Genomic DNA, 16,863 nt, shown 5'->3' with positions numbered 1-16,863 from the left:
TGAATACAGGCTTTGAATGCCTAAGATACCGTCCAGTAAGAAACAAGAAGGTGAGGGAATAATCTGACCCACAGGTTGAATCACCCAAGATGAAAACATCCTCACTCACCCAGCTACATTACGCTTGTACAAACATAATGTAGCTGTTGATCAAGATACAAGATGAAAATAGATTCCAATTCTTCATCTGACCCTAAATTCACTAAATTCAGTATTAGCTGTTTTTAAACGCTATCAATGAGTCATCGCTGTCAGATTGAGTTCTATTTTCTATGTCGGATGGTAAATTATGTATCTGAGAGTATAAAGAGCGCTTAAGGATTGTTCTTCCTAACGGCGTAAGTAATACGCTAGACGGAGCACAGCATAATAGACCAGGGATAGTAAGTAATGTTGGTAGTATTAGGCTATTTTCGAGCGCGTTAGGCCCTGCAGCTCTATATAAAAGAGCATACCCGATAAACATGATCGCCATTAAAGAGACTATTGTTATCGCTAGTGTTTCTGAACGACGTAGGAACTCTGGAAGAACCAAGCCGACCAATATACCTAAAAATACTAAACTTAATAGAGCGCTAAGAAAAAAAACAGGCTCATTATAGAGTCCGGCATTCTTGATTTTAGTGAGGAAAATATCGCGTTGTTCGGGAGGTAGGTGTTCGGCAATGACATCACCATGGACTCCCTGCTGCTTAAAAAAGGTTTTGTTGTCATACTTTAGCTTTAAGCCATTGGCTCTTTCCTTGACTGTTCTGCTTAGACCACGATTCCATTCTACGTCACAGGTGATCCCTACTTCGTGTAGCTGCTTAATAAAAGAGGATAGTTTCTCTTGATCGAATACTTCGCTTCTAAATTGACCGCGCATATTTACATCTCCTTGTTGAATAACTTATATGCTTTAAAAATCACTATACTAGAGCTCTGATTCGGCATGATTCATAGTAAAGCCGCCTTTTTAGAAAAGTTAAGTTTTAATCTAAAAAAGGCATTACTACTGCAAAAATGATTTCCATATCAGATCCGAGTAGGCGCATGGTATATATTGTTATGATGAATGTAAATAAATGCTTTTGAATCTAGGGTTTGATGAAAAAATCCAATTCTCATTTGACCTCTTTAGTCTTGGGAAGGTACGAATAAGTCTTATGAGCTTCAGTCTTATCATAGAAACAGCCGAGCGAGGGCTAAACTCTCTTTAATCTTGTTAACTTTCTTGCCAATATGCTCAATATTGGACGACGGCATTTGGCCTTGAAACACTTGCCTCGAATAAAGAAGCGTTATCCACACGCTGAAGCCAGTGGACTTGTTCACATCTTCCTTAATGTGTCTCAGTAAATTTCTGGTGAAGATGGAAAAACATAAGGTGATGGTATGTCCATATCAAAAAGCTCAGGGTTTGCTTTTAGAGATGTCTCTGAAATAAGTCAATCTAGCGTAAATACAAAAAAGTTATTGGAACAAGGCAATCTGAAAATAGGGGATCACAACTACAAAGTTTCGCTTAGAAATGGCTCTATTGCAGTTGAGCGCCACCATCAGAGTTCTGGTAATAAAGTTAAGAGTTTTTTTAGCGCTGCGAAAGAACAGTTTACTCACCGTATGGCAGAGGGTTCCAAATTCTCCAGGAGTGATCGTGCTGCTGATGCACTGAACGGCATTAAAAATAATGAGGATTTTCACTCGGCCCAGCAGGCAAGAATCCAGAAAATTAAGAATCAGCGTACTCAGACACAGCCGCAGTCAAGCTCAACCCGTGTGAATCAACACGCTCCTACACTGCAATCTTTTAGTAGCTTCCGACAGAACGAACTTGACGCAGCCAGCCACTATGGAGAAAGGGCAAACGAGCGAGTTATTAAAGAAAAATACCAAGAATACACAAGTGCACGGAATTCGAATCAACAGCCAGAGGCTAGATTACAGACTGGCCTGAAACGCCAATCTAAGACTCAATTGCCACCGCCAAATTTGATGGATTATGCCAGTTTCAAAGAGAATGTTCGCGGCCAGGATCGTTACGAAAGTGTACACACGCCCGAACATCAAATTCGTCAGGAATACTCCCGTTATAAGAAGGGCGTTGAACAGGAATACAACCAGACCACAAAAGCGGAGCCACGGACAAGGCCTGCCCCCAAAACTCCTGAACGCTATGATTCAGTCTCTTCAAGTCAAAGTTCTCCTGCCAGTTCAAGGAGCCGCCAATCTGATGCGGACTATTACGGACATGAGTCTGGTCTAACAAAGCATGACAGTTTTATGGACGAAGTAGACGCATTAACGAGAAAGTACCTTGGAGAAGACTGATCTTCGGATCAGCCATCAAAAGAAAACGAACCGCAGTGATACTAAAGGCTGTGTTCAGGAGGAAAAATGTCGGATGTATTTATGAATACTCTCTTCTCTGATGTATTTATGAATACTCTCTTCTCTGATGTATTTATGAATACTCTCTTCTCTGATGTGTTTAAAAGCATGGGAATGACACTTGACGGTAGCGCAAATACTGGCGAGTACGAATTGGTGTTTGATGACGAGTATCCCGTTCTCATGTCCTATGACTCAAAAGCCGAACGTGTTTTATTAATCAGTATGGTTGATATCGAGACGGTTCCCCCAGCAATGCAAGGCAGGTTTTTCAAGAGAAGCGCTGAACCCTATCCGCAATGATAGCCCCGGCATTGGTATCGACAAAGATTCACATGTCTGCTTCTCCTATCTTGCATTACCAAGACAGTTTATCGATGCGAAAGCAGTTTGTGAAAAACTGGCAGAGTTGGTTGAGTGGAATAAAGGCCTGATCAGTCGGCTCGCTTGAATGTCATGATAGATGTTGTAACTGCGATACAAAGGCAGAGGGAGATTAATGTCTAGTACTAATGGCGACTAATGGAGCAGGGTAAAAGTTCAGTCCCTAAATTCTCAACAATGAAACAAGGCGCATCAGGCAAAAGGTTCTGAGGGCTTAGGCTTGCCAATCACCTACTATCTGGGTAAAACTACAGCGGTCGACGATCAAAAAGAGTCTTCTTAAGGGCAAGAATACTCGTAAACACACTACAAAGACACAGGGAGGTTACATCATGCAAAAACCAACCCTCCTATATAAAGACGCGGCGGCTCAACAGACGACTATAACTGCGACTGTGCCGTATAACCCTTAATTGTTAGGCTCGTTAGAGTACATCCAATAATTTATGAGTAAATCTGACAGGTTGTTTCAGCTTACTAATATCTTGAGAGCTCATCAGCCGATTACTGCAAGGGAGCTTTCAGAACGCCTTTGTGTCTCAGAAAGAACTATCTATAGATATATTGATGACCTTTCTGTGTCTGGTGTCCCTGTATATGGTGAAGCGGGCGTTGGGTATAAACTTTCCGAAGGGTTCGAACTGCCGCCATTACAGTTAACTGAACAAGAACTTGAGGCTTTGATTGTTGGCGTGAATATGACTTTTTCATGGACTGGACCAATGTTGAGTAAGGCATCTCGTTCTTTATTGAGTAAGATAGAAGCTGCTTTACCACATACAGTTTCAACTCAATCAAATAATCAACGAACTGTAAGGACGCCTGGAGAACATATTCGTGCAATTGATTCTTGTCATTGGGATGAACTTCATCAACTCATTCAAGAAAACCAATGGGCTCAGATATGTTACAGGTCTTTATCAGGCACAGAAACCAATCGTATAATTTTCCCGCTGGGTCTATTTTTCTGGGGAGGAAAATGGACTATTGGTAGCTGGTGTAGCTCTAAAAATGCGTACCGTGATTTCAGACTTGATCGTATAGATACTCTTGAGCCAGCATCTGCTCCTGTAAAACTACCAGACTCTGTTAACCTAAATAACTACATCGAATATCAAAAAAATCGATCGACGCACAATACCACTGACACAACGCTGTCAGGAGTATAGATCGACAATGATATCTCCAAACATAAAGGAGAGGATATATGATATTTCAAGAAAATACATTTGAATTTGTAGGGTTTGAGTTTGCAGTGTTCCAGCTAAAAAAAGGCGTTGTTGAAGAGCAGCTTTTAGCTTTATCCAAGGAAGTTGATGATAAGTTTCTATCTAACGAGAACGAGCTTTTGTCTCACTTCCTGTTAAAAGGTAAAGATGGCAAATACGCTGATGTCGCCATAGCTACAACTCAAGCAAAAGCAGAAGAAATATGCCGACTCTGGCTTCATAATGATGTAGCTCAAAGATATTTAGACTTACTTGATCACGACTCAGTCGACATGTCTTTTTGGTCAAGGATCAGCTGAAACATTAGTCTAATAGGTAAATCCTGAAGGCGATCTGATTTGGGCGTTGGCACAGCCCGCTAGGTCAAGTAAAACGCAGAGGTTCAGGTCTAATTAATAGACTAAATTTTCATTTCAAAATAGATGAGTGAACACGTCAGAAGAAGCCTACAATAGCGTAAGCCATTCACAACTTAGGGTCAAGGTGAAAATAAATTCCAATTCTTTATTTGACCTTAAATTCAGACCCTAAGTTCAAGGAAAATGCCATCAAATTGTTGGACACAAAACAAATAAGACCAGATTTGTGGGTGTTTTGCATTATAATAAGTATCAAAAAGAGCAACCATGATCAGGCGAAAGGTTCCGAGGGATTAGGCTTGCCAATCACTTATAATCTGGGTAAAACTATAGATATGGGTGGTCAAAAAATGATCAAAATGGATTTTTCTTAGCCTAGTTTAAGAATAAGAGCACTCGAAAACACACCGCAAAGCCACAGGGAGGTCGCATCATGAAAGACAAATCCCTTATAAAAACGATAACGCAGTGTTTCAACAGACATTTATAACAGCGGCTGCGCAGCCGTATAACCCCTTAATTGTTATGCATAAATCATATGAAGAATATATTTTCGCACATCGCCAAGATTGAAAAAGAATGGTTCTCTGAAAGTATAGGATCTCCAAATGGAAACCCTATATCTGTTAGGGTAATGAATGATATGGAAGCTAAATATCATACACATGAAAACTCTGATGAAATGTTTTTAGTGTTGTCAGGCCGAGTCAATATAGATACTAAAGACGGAACCATTGAGCTCTTAACGGGACAGTCACATACAGTTCTCGCTGGAGTTGAGCATAGGGCTCGTGTCAAAGGTCGAGCTGAATTAATTGTTTTCGGTGGGGCAAATACATAGCAATCAGTTCAACCCGATCTTCACAACGTTGGATGTTTTGTGCTTTTCCGCTGCTCTCGCGCAAAACATCCAACTCCGTTTCGGCGGTTTAACTGGCCGGTATGACTCCCCACGTCAGGTAAAACTTAGGGAGTCAGGCCTAATTTAATAGGCTATTGTCCACTTCAAAATTGAATTCATCCGAAGTCATGCATGAGGATTTGTGCGAATATTCGTTGTTCTGATTGAGTGGAGTGAAATGATGAAGTTTCTAGTGTTTCTAGGTAGTGTTCGCAACAGTACGCCGCCAAAACCTGCTCGCGTGGGTGAACGTGTTGCGAAAGCGTGTTTAAGTCGTTTCGTAGCGCGTTTTGAAGAGCATGAAATTGAGCTTATTGATGCACTGGATTATCTAATAGAACCGGTTTTTAAACCACATTTTTCCTATGTAAAAGGTAAAGCGCCAACGGCGCTGGATGAATTAGCTAAGAAGATTGCCGTCGCGGATGGTTATCTCATGGTAAGCCCAGAATACAATCATTCAATGAGTCCAGCATTGGCTAATTTGTTAAATCATTTTGGTAGCTCTATTTTTTCCTACAAGCCAAGTGGCATTATTACTTATTCAGCTGTTCAGTGGGGCGGTATGAGAGCCGCCTTAGGTATGAGAAACTTTCTAGGCGAATTGGGGTGTTTGTCAGTATCCGCTATGATTCATGTGCCTAAAGCACAAGACGTTTTTCATGAAGACGGCACTTTACAAGCGGATGAAGACGAAAATGCTTGGTTTGATTATTTCGATCGCTGCTTTTATCAGTTAGTTTGGTGGGCGGAAGCGACCAAGCAGCAAAGACAAATCGAAGACCCTTTTACCCATTCTAAAGCCTTTAATGCCTCGCCTTCGCAACGTAATGCACCCTGATGAAGTGTTAGGGTAAAAGGTGGCGCCTTCGCGACGTTATAAGCTTTCAATTTTAAGTATCGAGGATAAATGAAGTATTTAATAACGTTTTCTATCTTCTTGTTGTTTGGGTGCAGTCAAGATACTGAAACAGGACAATTAACCCCTGTTGCTTCTGGTGATTTTAAGGTTGGTAATCATTTGGCAAGTCAAGATGCCCTCAACACGTTTAAATCTTATCTCGATAGCCGACACATACCATACGAAATTATGCCAGAAGAGCCTTTTGTTGTATGGTGGCGCCCTTATAATAAAGAGCATGACGAGCTTATTGTGCGTGAAGCATTTGGTATTCCACCCAATCAAGTTCAAAAAATATTTGAATCTAAAAACCAGGCTGATGAGCTTTTAGATGTTTTAACTAGACTGAGCGTCGAGCATTCAAAAGGACCAATTGACGATGGTTATCTGGTTCTGTATTTCCTCGTTTCTGATGAGCAAAGACACAATATTGAAAGTATTCTTAAGCAATAGTCTTCCAATTCCCTATATTTCTTGTCCCTAAACTTTCACGCTACCTAAGTGAACTCGAGCCAAAGCATCGCGTGAAATCAATTTATGAAAAGGCATAATGGTTTTCAGGTACAGTCGCCCCAAGAGGTTGTTAGGGTGAACCCAAGTCGCTAAATAAATATGTCCATCTAGTGTCATCACAGAGACGCGAAAGTCCAAGTGTTTGTCATTAAAACCCGCGATCAGTTCTGTGGGGGTGTCCGATTCCACAGGAAAAAAGCCAACTTGATCTTCGGTTTTAGGACCTTCTTTTAATAGCCCAAATGGTGTGGTGACGATGTTTCTAATGCTCACAAGAAGTCGCGCCCATCCCGGAAAGTCGGTAATGATGTTGGCGGCTTGACGCGGCGAAAGGTTTGATTCAACGGAGTAGCAATCAACGAAGTCCTTTGTTTTCATACGATCGTGTAAGGTGCTTTTAGAGGGAAGATGCGTTGAAATAACCTTAATCATACTGACCTACATTGTTTAGTGTATTGGGAGAAATACGCTTGCAAGCAAACGTATTTCTATTGGCTTTATATATAGATGGTAAGTAGCCGTTAAAGCAAGTGAAACTGGCACTGTATTGCTTGTTCCCGAATGGGAATGATGGCTTGGTAAGCGTCGCTGTGATACCAGTTGATCGCACTTTCTTTATCTGGAAACTCAAGGATGGCTTTCAGTGGGTGCGGTTTGTCACCATGCAGTGCTTGGCTTTCACCTTTTGCGATAAAGTGGCCATTAAAAGGGGCGAGAGTTTCCGCAGCAAGGGCACTGTATTCTGCGAGTTTTTCTTTGTTTATTGGGGTTAAGTCAACGACAATGTAACTGGGCATGCTGTATCTCCAAAGTGATGATGGTTGACCTAGCTTAGGTTTGTATAAGATAGTAGACAATACCCATTAAATTAACGTGTTGTTTAAATATATGAACACTGTGAAGCTGGCGCCATTACTATTAATTTTTGTCGAAGTGGCAAAAAAACGTTCGTTTACTGCAGCGGCTAAAAAGTTGGGTATGAGTAAATCGGCCATTAGCCAACAAATAAAACGGCTAGAAGAGTCGATTGGTCACCAATTATTGATACGCAATACCCGGGGCGTGGTGCTGACTTCAGCTGGCGAAACACTGTTGGCTCGCAGTGAATTACTAAACGAGCAACTCAGTTTAACCTTGACTGAGCTGAACAGTGAAAAAGAGCAACCCAGCGGTCATTTTAAGGTATCGGTGCCGCCGTTTTTTGAAAAAGGCATTGTTATACCGGCTTTAAAGCAATTGTGTCTGGAGTTTCCAAAGCTAACCCCAGAAGTGGTGGTCACCGAGAAATGGCAAGATTTGATCGAGCACAATTTGGATGCGGCAATTTTTGGGGGCGACATCAAGAATTGCGATTATCGTGCGTTGTCTGTTGGTGTTGTCTCTGAGGTGTTCTGCGCTTCACCACGTTATTTGAAACAATATGGTGATGTGACCTCCATTGAAAACCTGTCTGAACATAAATACATTGCGACGGCTTGGCATCGTGAGAAGATACAGATATTTGCGAATGACTATAGCAACGAACAACGAATAGCGCTGCCTTACAGTGCTAAGGTCAATACGTTAACATCTGCCTTAGAAGTCGTATTGAACGACATGGGAGTGGCTTTACTGCCTGAGTTTCTCGCTCAAACGCACCTGAATCAAGAAAACCTTGTTAGAGTGCTACCTGACCTAAGAGGCCGGAGCTGGCATTTTTATTTTTTACATCAATATAAAGGTGAAAAACCGATTCACGTTACGCGTTTTTATCAGCTGTATCGGCATTACTTCAACAAAGGCATTGCCCCTTTTCAGCCTTCAACATGAGCCTCGTTCATACTCTATCTTTCAATTGGTTTTGGTGGGATTGGTCAAAAACGGTCTTTTATAAGGTTTGGAATGACGTTATATTTTTTCACTGGAAAAAGGAATAAATTGCTTTATCAGTAAGGTGTTATTTGGAGTTGCCTCAGTACCTGTCCCAAAAGTCAATCGTTAGGGGGAAATGTTTCCGGAGTTTAATTGGAGTGAATGATTATGAAAAAGTTAGGGAGCCTGCGAATAAATCAGTCTATTAGTCGCTCAGCGTTGAAGTTTTGCATTTGCGCTCTATAAACATAAATTTCGAGCGCTTTTAACGCCATTTTGGGATTGTTACTCCCATTGTTTGGGACGCTAGACGGACTAACCCCGTGCAGATCGTATCATTTGGTCGACTCGCAGTACGTTTCCAAGCGCAAATAAGACGGCAAGCTTGTTGTCATTCTTCGACAAGCCTTTGTAGGCGACTTTTCGGAAGCCAAATTGGCATTATAGTATTCTAAACGGGTGCTCGGCTTTGGCTCTGATACTGGCCTTTAAATACTCTGTTCGGATGGGGTTCTTATTTATACGAGGACGTTTCTTCCAAGCTCGTATCTTACTGGGCATTTCAGCAATCAACCAATCCTGCTTCTTTCCTTTAGTTTCCTCTCGTTTTTCTACACCACGGTAGCCTGAGTCGGCTGACACAAATGGCTCGTCGCCATGTATGAGATCATGGATTTGGTTTAGATCATGATCATTGGCGGGTGTAGTAGTAAAGCGATGCACTAAGCCGTGTTTTGCATCGACACCAATATGTGCTTTTAGTCCAAAGAACCATTGATTTCCCTTTTTTGGTTTGATGCATTTCAGGATCACGCGCATTCGATTTGTTTTTGGTTGAGCTTGCCGCTTCAATAATCGTCGCGTCAACGATGGTCCACTTCCTTGAAGTGGACTCCTGAGTCAGATAACCATTTATTCACTTCTTTAAAGAGCTTACGACCAAGCTTATGCATCTCAAGCAAATGACGGAAGTTCATGATGGTTGTGTGATCAGGAATGGCACCCTCTAAAGACAAGCCTACAAATAAACGCATAGAGGTTATCTCATACAGAGCATCTTCCATTGCGGGATCACTCATGTTGTACCAGTTTTGCATAAAGTGAATGCGTAACGTAACATGGTCGCAAGCGGGTAAGGGCGTCGCCCGTTACCTGCTTTCGAGTAAAAGGGCTCTATTTGAGCTTCGAGCTTTTGCCATGGAATCAACTCATCCATTCGACCCAGAAAAAGCTCTGTGCGGGTTTTACGGCGTTTACTGGTGAATTCGCTATCTGCGAAGGAGAGTTGGTTCATGGTTGATTAGGAATCTTAGTCGGCTTAAGTCGGTGAGATTGTCTCATGTTGCCGACTTATTCGCAGGTTCCCTAGTGAAGACACTATATCTAATCGTTTTTTTTGCACTTGTTTTTTTGGGGTTAGAGTATTCTTTTTCAAGGTTTTTTTTGCATGATGAAGGAGGAAAAGTATACGCTAATTATTATTCTCAGGTAGAAGGGAAAATGTTGAGTTCCGTTGAGTTTAATGAGTTGATGGAGATGGCCGATCGAGAAATAGAAAGACAACTAGAGAATTATGATCAGTCTGTAAAAGTATACTTCTTTAAATGGGCTATATTTGGCCTAACGGTGTCTTTCTTCACTTTGTATATTCTGTTTAATATTTTATCGAAATTCGACTTTTACGTTTCATACTTTTTTTCTCCTGTCATCGCGTCTTTTATTGTTTTTCCTATCTTCATGACTATAGCGTTGATGGTTTTTTTATGGGTGTTTTTTTTAGTGTTCAAAAGAAGGTTTAATCTCAATAGATTGATAGCTTGATTGGCCCCTTCAGTTTTGGCTCAGAACCTTGAATTTTATACTTTTTTCGCCAAAAACTTTTGTTGGGTGTTAAATGAATAGCTTCGAAATGTTGGCCTGTTCCACACAATACGATTTTGGTTGTATTTCTTCTAAGGCATCATAAGCTATCAAGTTCTCGCACGTAAGTGGCGCCCGCAAACCTTCCTCGAATTGGCAGGGCAAGATCACGTCTTGCAGGCATTGGTTAATGCGTTGCGTCAACAGCGTTTGCATTACGCCTATTTTATTCCTGAAATCTGAGGGCTTAATGCCTCATAATAATTAAAGATAGTAGATGTGAAAATTGTATGGGGTATATTGGCGAATGGGCAATACGCTGTTTTTGTTGGAGCCGTTTTAGAAGTCAGTGGTGGTGTTATAAGGGCAAACGTTACCGCCTAGAAAGAGCCATGTTTATTAAAAATTCGCGCTGCTTTATCAATTAAAAAGCCAAGCAAACCGACTTGGCTAGCTTGGCTCTTTTTATTTAAGATCAATTGTTTAGCTTGGTAGGAACTCGTTACTCCAACCTTTCGCTGCAATTTTTTTCTCTAGCATCAAATCAATTTCACTATTGCTGTAGCCTAGGCTGCTTAAAACAGTCTCGGTTGAATTACCGAATTTTTCAGCAGGTGTTACAGCGCTAATCGATGCTTCAGATGGGCGGATCGAATAGGGGTCAATTTGTGTAATGCAGTGGCCGCTTGGGTGATCTGGATAGATCGAGAATGAAAAACTTCCTCGATCTATCCCGGCTGTTTGATCTGCTACACGGCTATTGTGTTCACGTAAATATTCAATAGAAATTGGTTCTGCGCAGGCAACGTCAATTTCAATGAATGCTTTTAACCAATATTCAGAAGGCTCTTTGGCAAAACTTTCGCGTAAGAACTCGCCTAAATCCTGACATTCTTGAATTCCTTCAAGGCCTTTAATTGTCGCAAGTGTAGCAAGCTCTCCTTCATTTGAATCTAGGAATATCCAACCGCTCTTCGTGTGGTAGAAGTGTGATAGTTCGTTGTTACCTAGCGCTTCACGACCTGATGCTTCATTAAAAGGAGCACGTCCTTCATAATCAAAGGCAAAAGGAAGCTGGGCAATGTTAGTTACTGCGGCTAGAGAGGTTCTAACACGGGTGATTTTCCCTGTTTTGCGTTTTTGGTATAGAGCAATAGCCATACCTAAGCCGCCAGCGAAACCACAGTTTACATCAAGCGTGCCTATGTGGGCATGTTCTTCAGGTGTTTCCGGTTTGCCGAATCGACTCATAATTCCGCTGTTAGCTTGAATAATATCATCGTAACCGATGTAGTTTGTTTTGCTGCCGTTGCGAGGGGCACCGAAACAATCAAGACGACAGAAAAGAACCTCTGGGTTTATGGCGCTTATTGTTTCTTGGTCTAGCCCAAGAGGTTTTATTTGACGCTCAGGGGCATTGATAACAACAATATCCGCTTCTTTTACAAGGCGCTCTAGTACTTCACGGCCTTCTTCCGTCATGATATTAACCAAAGCGCTTTCTTTGCCGACGCCTGTTTGGAATGTATATAAAATTCCAATCAATGGGTCATACAGCGGTGTTATAGGGTCCAGTTTCGTAATTTCTGCACCGAAACGTGCTAAAAACGCTGTGGAGTGAGGGCCAGCAATAACGTTAGTTAAATCTAGAACTTTAACGCCTTTTAACCAGCCATCACCGCTAGCTTTATGTATTTCTTGACCGACAGGTCGTGGAGATTTGTCAAATTCAATTGCTTGCTGGAGGCGATTTAGCGCTGTCTCGAAGTCAACATCTTCACGAGAATTCGGTGTTAACATTGCGTCGGCTTCATTTTCAAACCAAACAATCGGGCCAGGCTGCATCATTTTGCCGAATTCTTTGTCTTCTACTTCGACAAACAGTCCTGACTCTTTGCTGTATTCACTGTTTACCCATTCTTGAGTTGTGCGGTGAGGAGCACCAGGGATCTGGCCTTCACCAAAAATAACACCCCATTCTTCAGAGGTTTTTTGTAAAAAGGCCTTTTTCATTTTTTTGGAAATTATATCCGCCCATTTTTTCGGTAGAGGGTAAACGCCAATAGATGTTTCGCCGTCCCACTCGCTGATAGGAGCGTGTAGATCCTTAACATCAGGCAGGCCTTCGGCAACCAATTCATCATAAATACCGAGAACTTTAAGTGCGCGTTTTGCATGGTTACGGTGAGAAGGGCAAACGCAATAGAACATGCGGCCGTCGGCACACGTATAAGTGCGAAAGAAAGGGTCTAAGTACTCTTGAAGTTCATCGTAACTTAGGTCCATTTCAATATTATTTTCTCTGCGGTGCTCAATTTCGAGTTCACGCATTGTTTTATAGCGCTCAGGAAGCTGATCAACTACATAGGAATTGTAAGACAGTCCTTCCATAAGAGCGGCTGCGATCGGCACTTCAATTTCATCACCACGGCCACTTTTTTCTCGTTCAAATAAAGCAAGTGCAACAGAGCTTGTTGCCAATGTAATTGCGTATGAGGACCCTAATGGAAGAGGAGAGAAACTAGGGTTAACGCCCATCAATACACGGTTGAATCCCATGTCTGTAAAGGCTCCACAGGTTGCTGTAACGATAGCTTCTGTCGCTTTCCAATCGCGACGTAACTCATCATTGCTTGCAAATCCAGGCATAGAAAGAGTAATCAATTCAGGACGTTGTTGACGCAGCTTAGTGAAATCAACACCCAGCTTTTGCATTTCGCCAGGACGGAAACCCTCAATCACAATGTCAGCATTAGAAATTAGCTCTAATGCCTGATTTAAGCCTGATGAGGTTTTCAAATCTAAGCTTAAAGACGATTTATTGCGATTTAAAACAGCGTTAGCGGGATGTTGCCAAGTTGGCCCATTAGGCGGATCTATATGTACAACGGTTGCACCTAGATCAGCTAAAACCATCGCGACGGCAGGTGCAGCAATTTGTTGTCCAAAATCTACAACACGAACGCCAGCTAGAGGTAATTGATTTTTTGTATTCATAACGCTTCAAGTCCTAATCAACCTAACTTCAGCTCATACGTAAACGATTAGTTGGCTGAAATTATTTATTTTTATACCGGTGAACCGGCTGCTTTTAGGTTTTGTGCGATATCGTTGGTATTTATATCTTTACTCAACGTAGTATCGAAGGCTGCATCTTAGGAGCGAATTTAAAAACGAACCAGCAATATAAAAATGGTCTGAGACATGATTTTTTTTATATCTAATTTGAAATAAATATGACTGAAAAATGATCCATAAAAATTAAGGGGTCTTAGATAGATTTTTTATTGCTTCTCAGTTCGGGATAGATTCATAACAATGATTTCTGCAACAACAATATGTAGAATTACCTTCCGTCTAAAAGTGTCACTTTTTTAGACTTCATAAGGTGTTTCTAATGAACACAATAAAAATAATAGCGAGAATGACTGCATGAATAATAAAATCAAGCTGAGTTCCATACTTATGGAGCGGTCACGACCGGTAGGTTTAATTGACATAGAAACAGATAATTATAATGAAACTATGAGGTTAACCCGATGAATCCGATGAATGACAAGTCTTATACTTTGCCAAAGACAGGGCTGTTTTCTGGCACACACCCTATATTAGCAGTTGGCTCAGCAGTGCTGATGGTTGCTTTTGTACTGTTTACTGTAATTAACCCCACATTAGCAAATTCGGTTTATAACGCTGCAAATGGTTACATATCGTCAAGCTTAGATTGGTATTACATTGGTCTAATTAGCTTTTTCTTAATGTTTGCTGTTTGGATTAGTTTTAGCCGATACGGAAATATCAGACTAGGTAAAGACACTGATCGCCCAGAGTTCAGTAATTATGCATGGTTCTCCATGCTTTTTAGTGCAGGCATTGGTATCGGTATCCTCTTCTGGAGTATCGCTGAACCAATCTACCACTTTCAAAGCAACCCGTTTATTGGTGAAGGTCAAGCGGGTACAGTAGAAGCTGCTCAAGTTGCGATGCGTATAGCTATCTTCCATTGGGGATTGCATGGCTGGGGGCTATTTGCGGTTATCGGTCTAGCATTGGCTTACTTCTCTTACAGAAAAGGTTTACCTCTTTCAATTCGTTCGAGTTTATACCCAATTTTTGGGGACCGTATTTACGGGCCAATCGGACATGCAGCTGATTTGCTAGCTGTATTTGGTACTGTATTTGGTATCGCTACATCTCTGGGTCTAGGTGCTCAGCAAATGAATGCAGGGCTTTCTTATCTGTTTGGGTTTGAGGTATCAACATCTAACCAAATTATTCTAATTGCTATCCTTTCTGTCATTGCTACGGGCTCCGTACTAACGGGTTTGAACAAAGGTATTAAGATTTTAAGTGAATGGAATATGCATTTGACCATTATTATCTTGGGCTTATTCATTATTTTTGGTCCAACGGTATATATTCTAGGTGCATTCTTCACTAACGTCGGCGACTACATTTTCCACGTTGTAGAGTTAGGTTTCTGGGTTGATCCTGATCCTGAAGGTCAATGGCAAGGTTGGTGGACTATCTTCTACTGGGGGTGGTGGATTGCTTGGGCTCCTTTCTGCGGTATTTTCATCGCTCGTATTTCTAAAGGTCGTACTATTCGTGAATTCGTGTTTGGTGTACTGATTGCTCCAACAGCGCTTGCCGCTTTCTGGATCTCTATTTTCGGTAATACTGCGATGTTCGTTGAATTGTTTGGTGCCGGTGGTATTACAGAAGCGGTAAACTCAGATACAACAATGGCTTTGTTTGCAACCATTGAAAGTATGAATGCAGGCGATTTTGTTACTATGGCGATCTCTGCACTATGTACAATTATGCTAGTAACGTATTTTGTTACTTCTGCAGACTCTGCAACATTGGTTATCTGTACTATAGTGTCCTTTGGTAATGAACATCCGCCAGCAAAATTCAGAGTATTCTGGGGTGCTGCTATTGGTGCAGTTGCTGCAGTACTTCTATACGCAGGTGGCTTAAAAGCATTGCAAACTGCTTCGATTGTGGCTGCATTACCATTTTCTTTTATCGTTTTGATGGCAGCCTACGGACTGGTTAAATCATTACGAGAAGAAGTGAAAGGTCAATCAACCGAAGACCTAACACCACTCACTGAGAATACTCAGTAACCGTTTAATATGAGAGCGGCTTAACAACACTATAATGTAAGCCGCTTACATATTTTTAAAACACGCTCTATCAGCTATTAGAAACGCTTAATGCTAGGAATAAAGTATGTCTACTCAAATCATTCTTCCGCGTATGTTACAGGTCGGCGAAAATGCAAGTCATGCCACTCCAACAGTTCTCGCAAGTCTTGGTTGCAGTCGTCCTCTTATAATTACTGACAAAATGATGGTGCAGCTAGGCTACGCCGCAAATGTCCAAGCAGTGCTTGCCGAACAAGGCATGCAGGCTGATATATTTGATGACACTGTACCTGAACCAACTGTTGCTTCTATTCAAGCAGGAGTGACAAAAATCTCAGAAGGTGATTACGACAGTATCATCGCATTGGGAGGCGGTAGCCCAATTGACAGTGCTAAAGCTATCAGTATTTTGGGTAAATTCGGTGGTGAAATGCGCGACTATAAGTTTCCGCGTGTTGTAACAGAATCTGGTTTGCCTATTGTCGCAATCCCTACGACTGCAGGTACTGGCTCTGAAGTTACAAAGGTAACCATCATTACTGATGAAACGACAGATGAAAAGATGCTTTGTATGGGCGTTGGCTTCATGCCAATTGCTGCGCTAGTTGACTTTAGTCTAACGCTATCTGTGCCGGCGAGAACGACTGCAGATACAGGTATTGACGCGCTAACGCACGCGATGGAAGCGTACGTAAGTAAAAAAGCAAGTCTATACAGTGATACGCAAGCCCTTGAAGCGATGCGTCTTATCGCTCCGAATTTACGTCGTGTTTACCATGATGGAGCAGATAAAGAAGCTCGCGAAGCGATGATGTTAGGTTCTACGCTTGCGGGAATCGCATTTTCAAATGCGTCTGTTGCTTTGGTACACGGTATGAGCCGTCCTATTGGTGCTGCATTCCATGTTCCTCATGGTTTATCCAATGCCATGCTTTTGCCTGCTGTTACCGAGTATTCAATTCCTGCGGCATCTGAGCGTTATGCTGATTGTGCGCGAGCGATGGGTGTGGCGTCTCAACAAGACAGTGACGAAGCTGCAAATGCTAAGTTAGTTGCTGAGCTTAAAGCGTTAAATGAAGAGCTGAAGGTTCCAACTCCTGAAGAGTTTGGTATCGATAAAGAACACTTCATGTCTCTTTTGGATACGATGGCAGAGCAAGCTTTAGCATCAGGTTCGCCTAATAACAATCCTCGTGTTCCAAGTGCTGAGGAAGTTATTGAGTTATACAAAGAGCTTTGGGCATAAATTATAAAATGGCGATATGAAACACACTTTTTAGATGTGTTATATCGTCAAACACTTTAAATATAAAACAAGAAAACGAGTGATATAAACCTA

General features: G+C 41.6%; 14 protein-coding genes and 1 pseudogene. 10 read left to right on the top strand and 5 right to left on the bottom strand.

The window, feature by feature from the left end; translation table 11 throughout:
• Positions 1 to 214: 214 nt before the first annotated feature.
• On the bottom strand, positions 215 to 868 hold the full coding sequence (locus tag MARME_RS11900) for a hypothetical protein (protein ID WP_013661511.1): 654 nt from the start codon (positions 866 to 868) through the stop codon (positions 215 to 217).
• Between the two features lie 509 nt (positions 869 to 1,377).
• Here MARME_RS11900 and MARME_RS11895 point away from each other — a divergent pair.
• The 7 genes from MARME_RS11895 to MARME_RS11860 all read left to right on the top strand — a co-directional run bounded on the left by MARME_RS11895 (position 1,378) and on the right by MARME_RS11860 (position 6,600).
• Positions 1,378 to 2,313 carry a hypothetical protein gene (locus MARME_RS11895; protein WP_013661510.1) on the top strand — a complete coding sequence of 312 codons (936 nt, stop codon included), beginning with the start codon at positions 1,378 to 1,380 and terminating at the stop codon, positions 2,311 to 2,313.
• Positions 2,314 to 2,379: 66 nt separating this feature from the next.
• Positions 2,380 to 2,676: a type III secretion system chaperone family protein gene (locus tag MARME_RS11890; protein ID WP_041647911.1), complete on the top strand. Its 297-nt coding sequence runs from the start codon at positions 2,380 to 2,382 to the stop codon at positions 2,674 to 2,676.
• 527 nt (positions 2,677 to 3,203) lie between these two features.
• Entirely contained in the window at positions 3,204 to 3,926 is a 723-nt protein-coding gene (locus MARME_RS11885; RefSeq protein WP_013661509.1) for a helix-turn-helix transcriptional regulator, read from the top strand.
• A 38-nt stretch (positions 3,927 to 3,964) separates the two neighbouring features.
• Positions 3,965 to 4,285: a hypothetical protein gene (locus MARME_RS11880; protein WP_013661508.1), complete on the top strand. Its 321-nt coding sequence runs from the start codon at positions 3,965 to 3,967 to the stop codon at positions 4,283 to 4,285.
• A 598-nt stretch (positions 4,286 to 4,883) separates the two neighbouring features.
• Positions 4,884 to 5,186, top strand: a complete 303-nt coding sequence (locus MARME_RS11870) for a cupin domain-containing protein (RefSeq protein ID WP_013661507.1) — start codon at positions 4,884 to 4,886, stop codon at positions 5,184 to 5,186.
• A 241-nt stretch (positions 5,187 to 5,427) separates the two neighbouring features.
• Complete coding sequence (locus MARME_RS11865; RefSeq protein ID WP_013661506.1) at positions 5,428 to 6,087, top strand: NADPH-dependent FMN reductase; 660 nt, start codon at positions 5,428 to 5,430, stop codon at positions 6,085 to 6,087.
• A gap of 69 nt (positions 6,088 to 6,156) precedes the next feature.
• Complete coding sequence (locus MARME_RS11860; protein ID WP_013661505.1) at positions 6,157 to 6,600, top strand: hypothetical protein; 444 nt, start codon at positions 6,157 to 6,159, stop codon at positions 6,598 to 6,600.
• A gap of 27 nt (positions 6,601 to 6,627) precedes the next feature.
• On the opposite strand, the gene MARME_RS11855 is transcribed toward MARME_RS11860, so the two are convergent.
• Entirely contained in the window at positions 6,628 to 7,092 is a 465-nt protein-coding gene (locus MARME_RS11855; RefSeq protein WP_013661504.1) for a DUF2867 domain-containing protein, read from the bottom strand.
• Between the two features lie 89 nt (positions 7,093 to 7,181).
• The gene (locus MARME_RS11850) at positions 7,182 to 7,457 is read right to left on the bottom strand and encodes a DUF1330 domain-containing protein (RefSeq protein WP_013661503.1); all 276 of its coding nucleotides are present in this window, start codon (positions 7,455 to 7,457) and stop codon (positions 7,182 to 7,184) included.
• A gap of 91 nt (positions 7,458 to 7,548) precedes the next feature.
• On the opposite strand from MARME_RS11850, the gene MARME_RS11845 reads away from it, so the two are divergent.
• Complete coding sequence (locus tag MARME_RS11845) at positions 7,549 to 8,469, top strand: LysR family transcriptional regulator (protein ID WP_013661502.1); 921 nt, start codon at positions 7,549 to 7,551, stop codon at positions 8,467 to 8,469.
• A gap of 357 nt (positions 8,470 to 8,826) precedes the next feature.
• On the opposite strand, the pseudogene MARME_RS11840 reads toward MARME_RS11845, so the two are convergent.
• Positions 8,827 to 9,805, bottom strand: a pseudogene (locus MARME_RS11840) (IS5 family transposase).
• 1,049 nt (positions 9,806 to 10,854) lie between these two features.
• Entirely contained in the window at positions 10,855 to 13,368 is a 2,514-nt protein-coding gene (locus MARME_RS11830) for a CoA transferase (protein WP_013661500.1), read from the bottom strand.
• A 551-nt stretch (positions 13,369 to 13,919) separates the two neighbouring features.
• Here MARME_RS11830 and MARME_RS11825 point away from each other — a divergent pair.
• Together MARME_RS11825 and MARME_RS11820 are read left to right on the top strand one after the other, a co-directional pair.
• Positions 13,920 to 15,503, top strand: coding sequence for a BCCT family transporter (locus MARME_RS11825; RefSeq protein ID WP_041648612.1), 1,584 nt, complete (start codon positions 13,920 to 13,922; stop codon positions 15,501 to 15,503).
• A 106-nt stretch (positions 15,504 to 15,609) separates the two neighbouring features.
• Complete coding sequence (locus MARME_RS11820; RefSeq protein WP_013661498.1) at positions 15,610 to 16,770, top strand: iron-containing alcohol dehydrogenase; 1,161 nt, start codon at positions 15,610 to 15,612, stop codon at positions 16,768 to 16,770.
• The last annotated feature ends 93 nt before the right edge of the window (positions 16,771 to 16,863 follow it).

The organism is Marinomonas mediterranea MMB-1, from assembly GCF_000192865.1.
Lineage (GTDB): Bacteria > Pseudomonadota > Gammaproteobacteria > Pseudomonadales > Marinomonadaceae > Marinomonas > Marinomonas mediterranea.
This window is presented reverse-complemented; position numbering and strand designations above follow the sequence as displayed.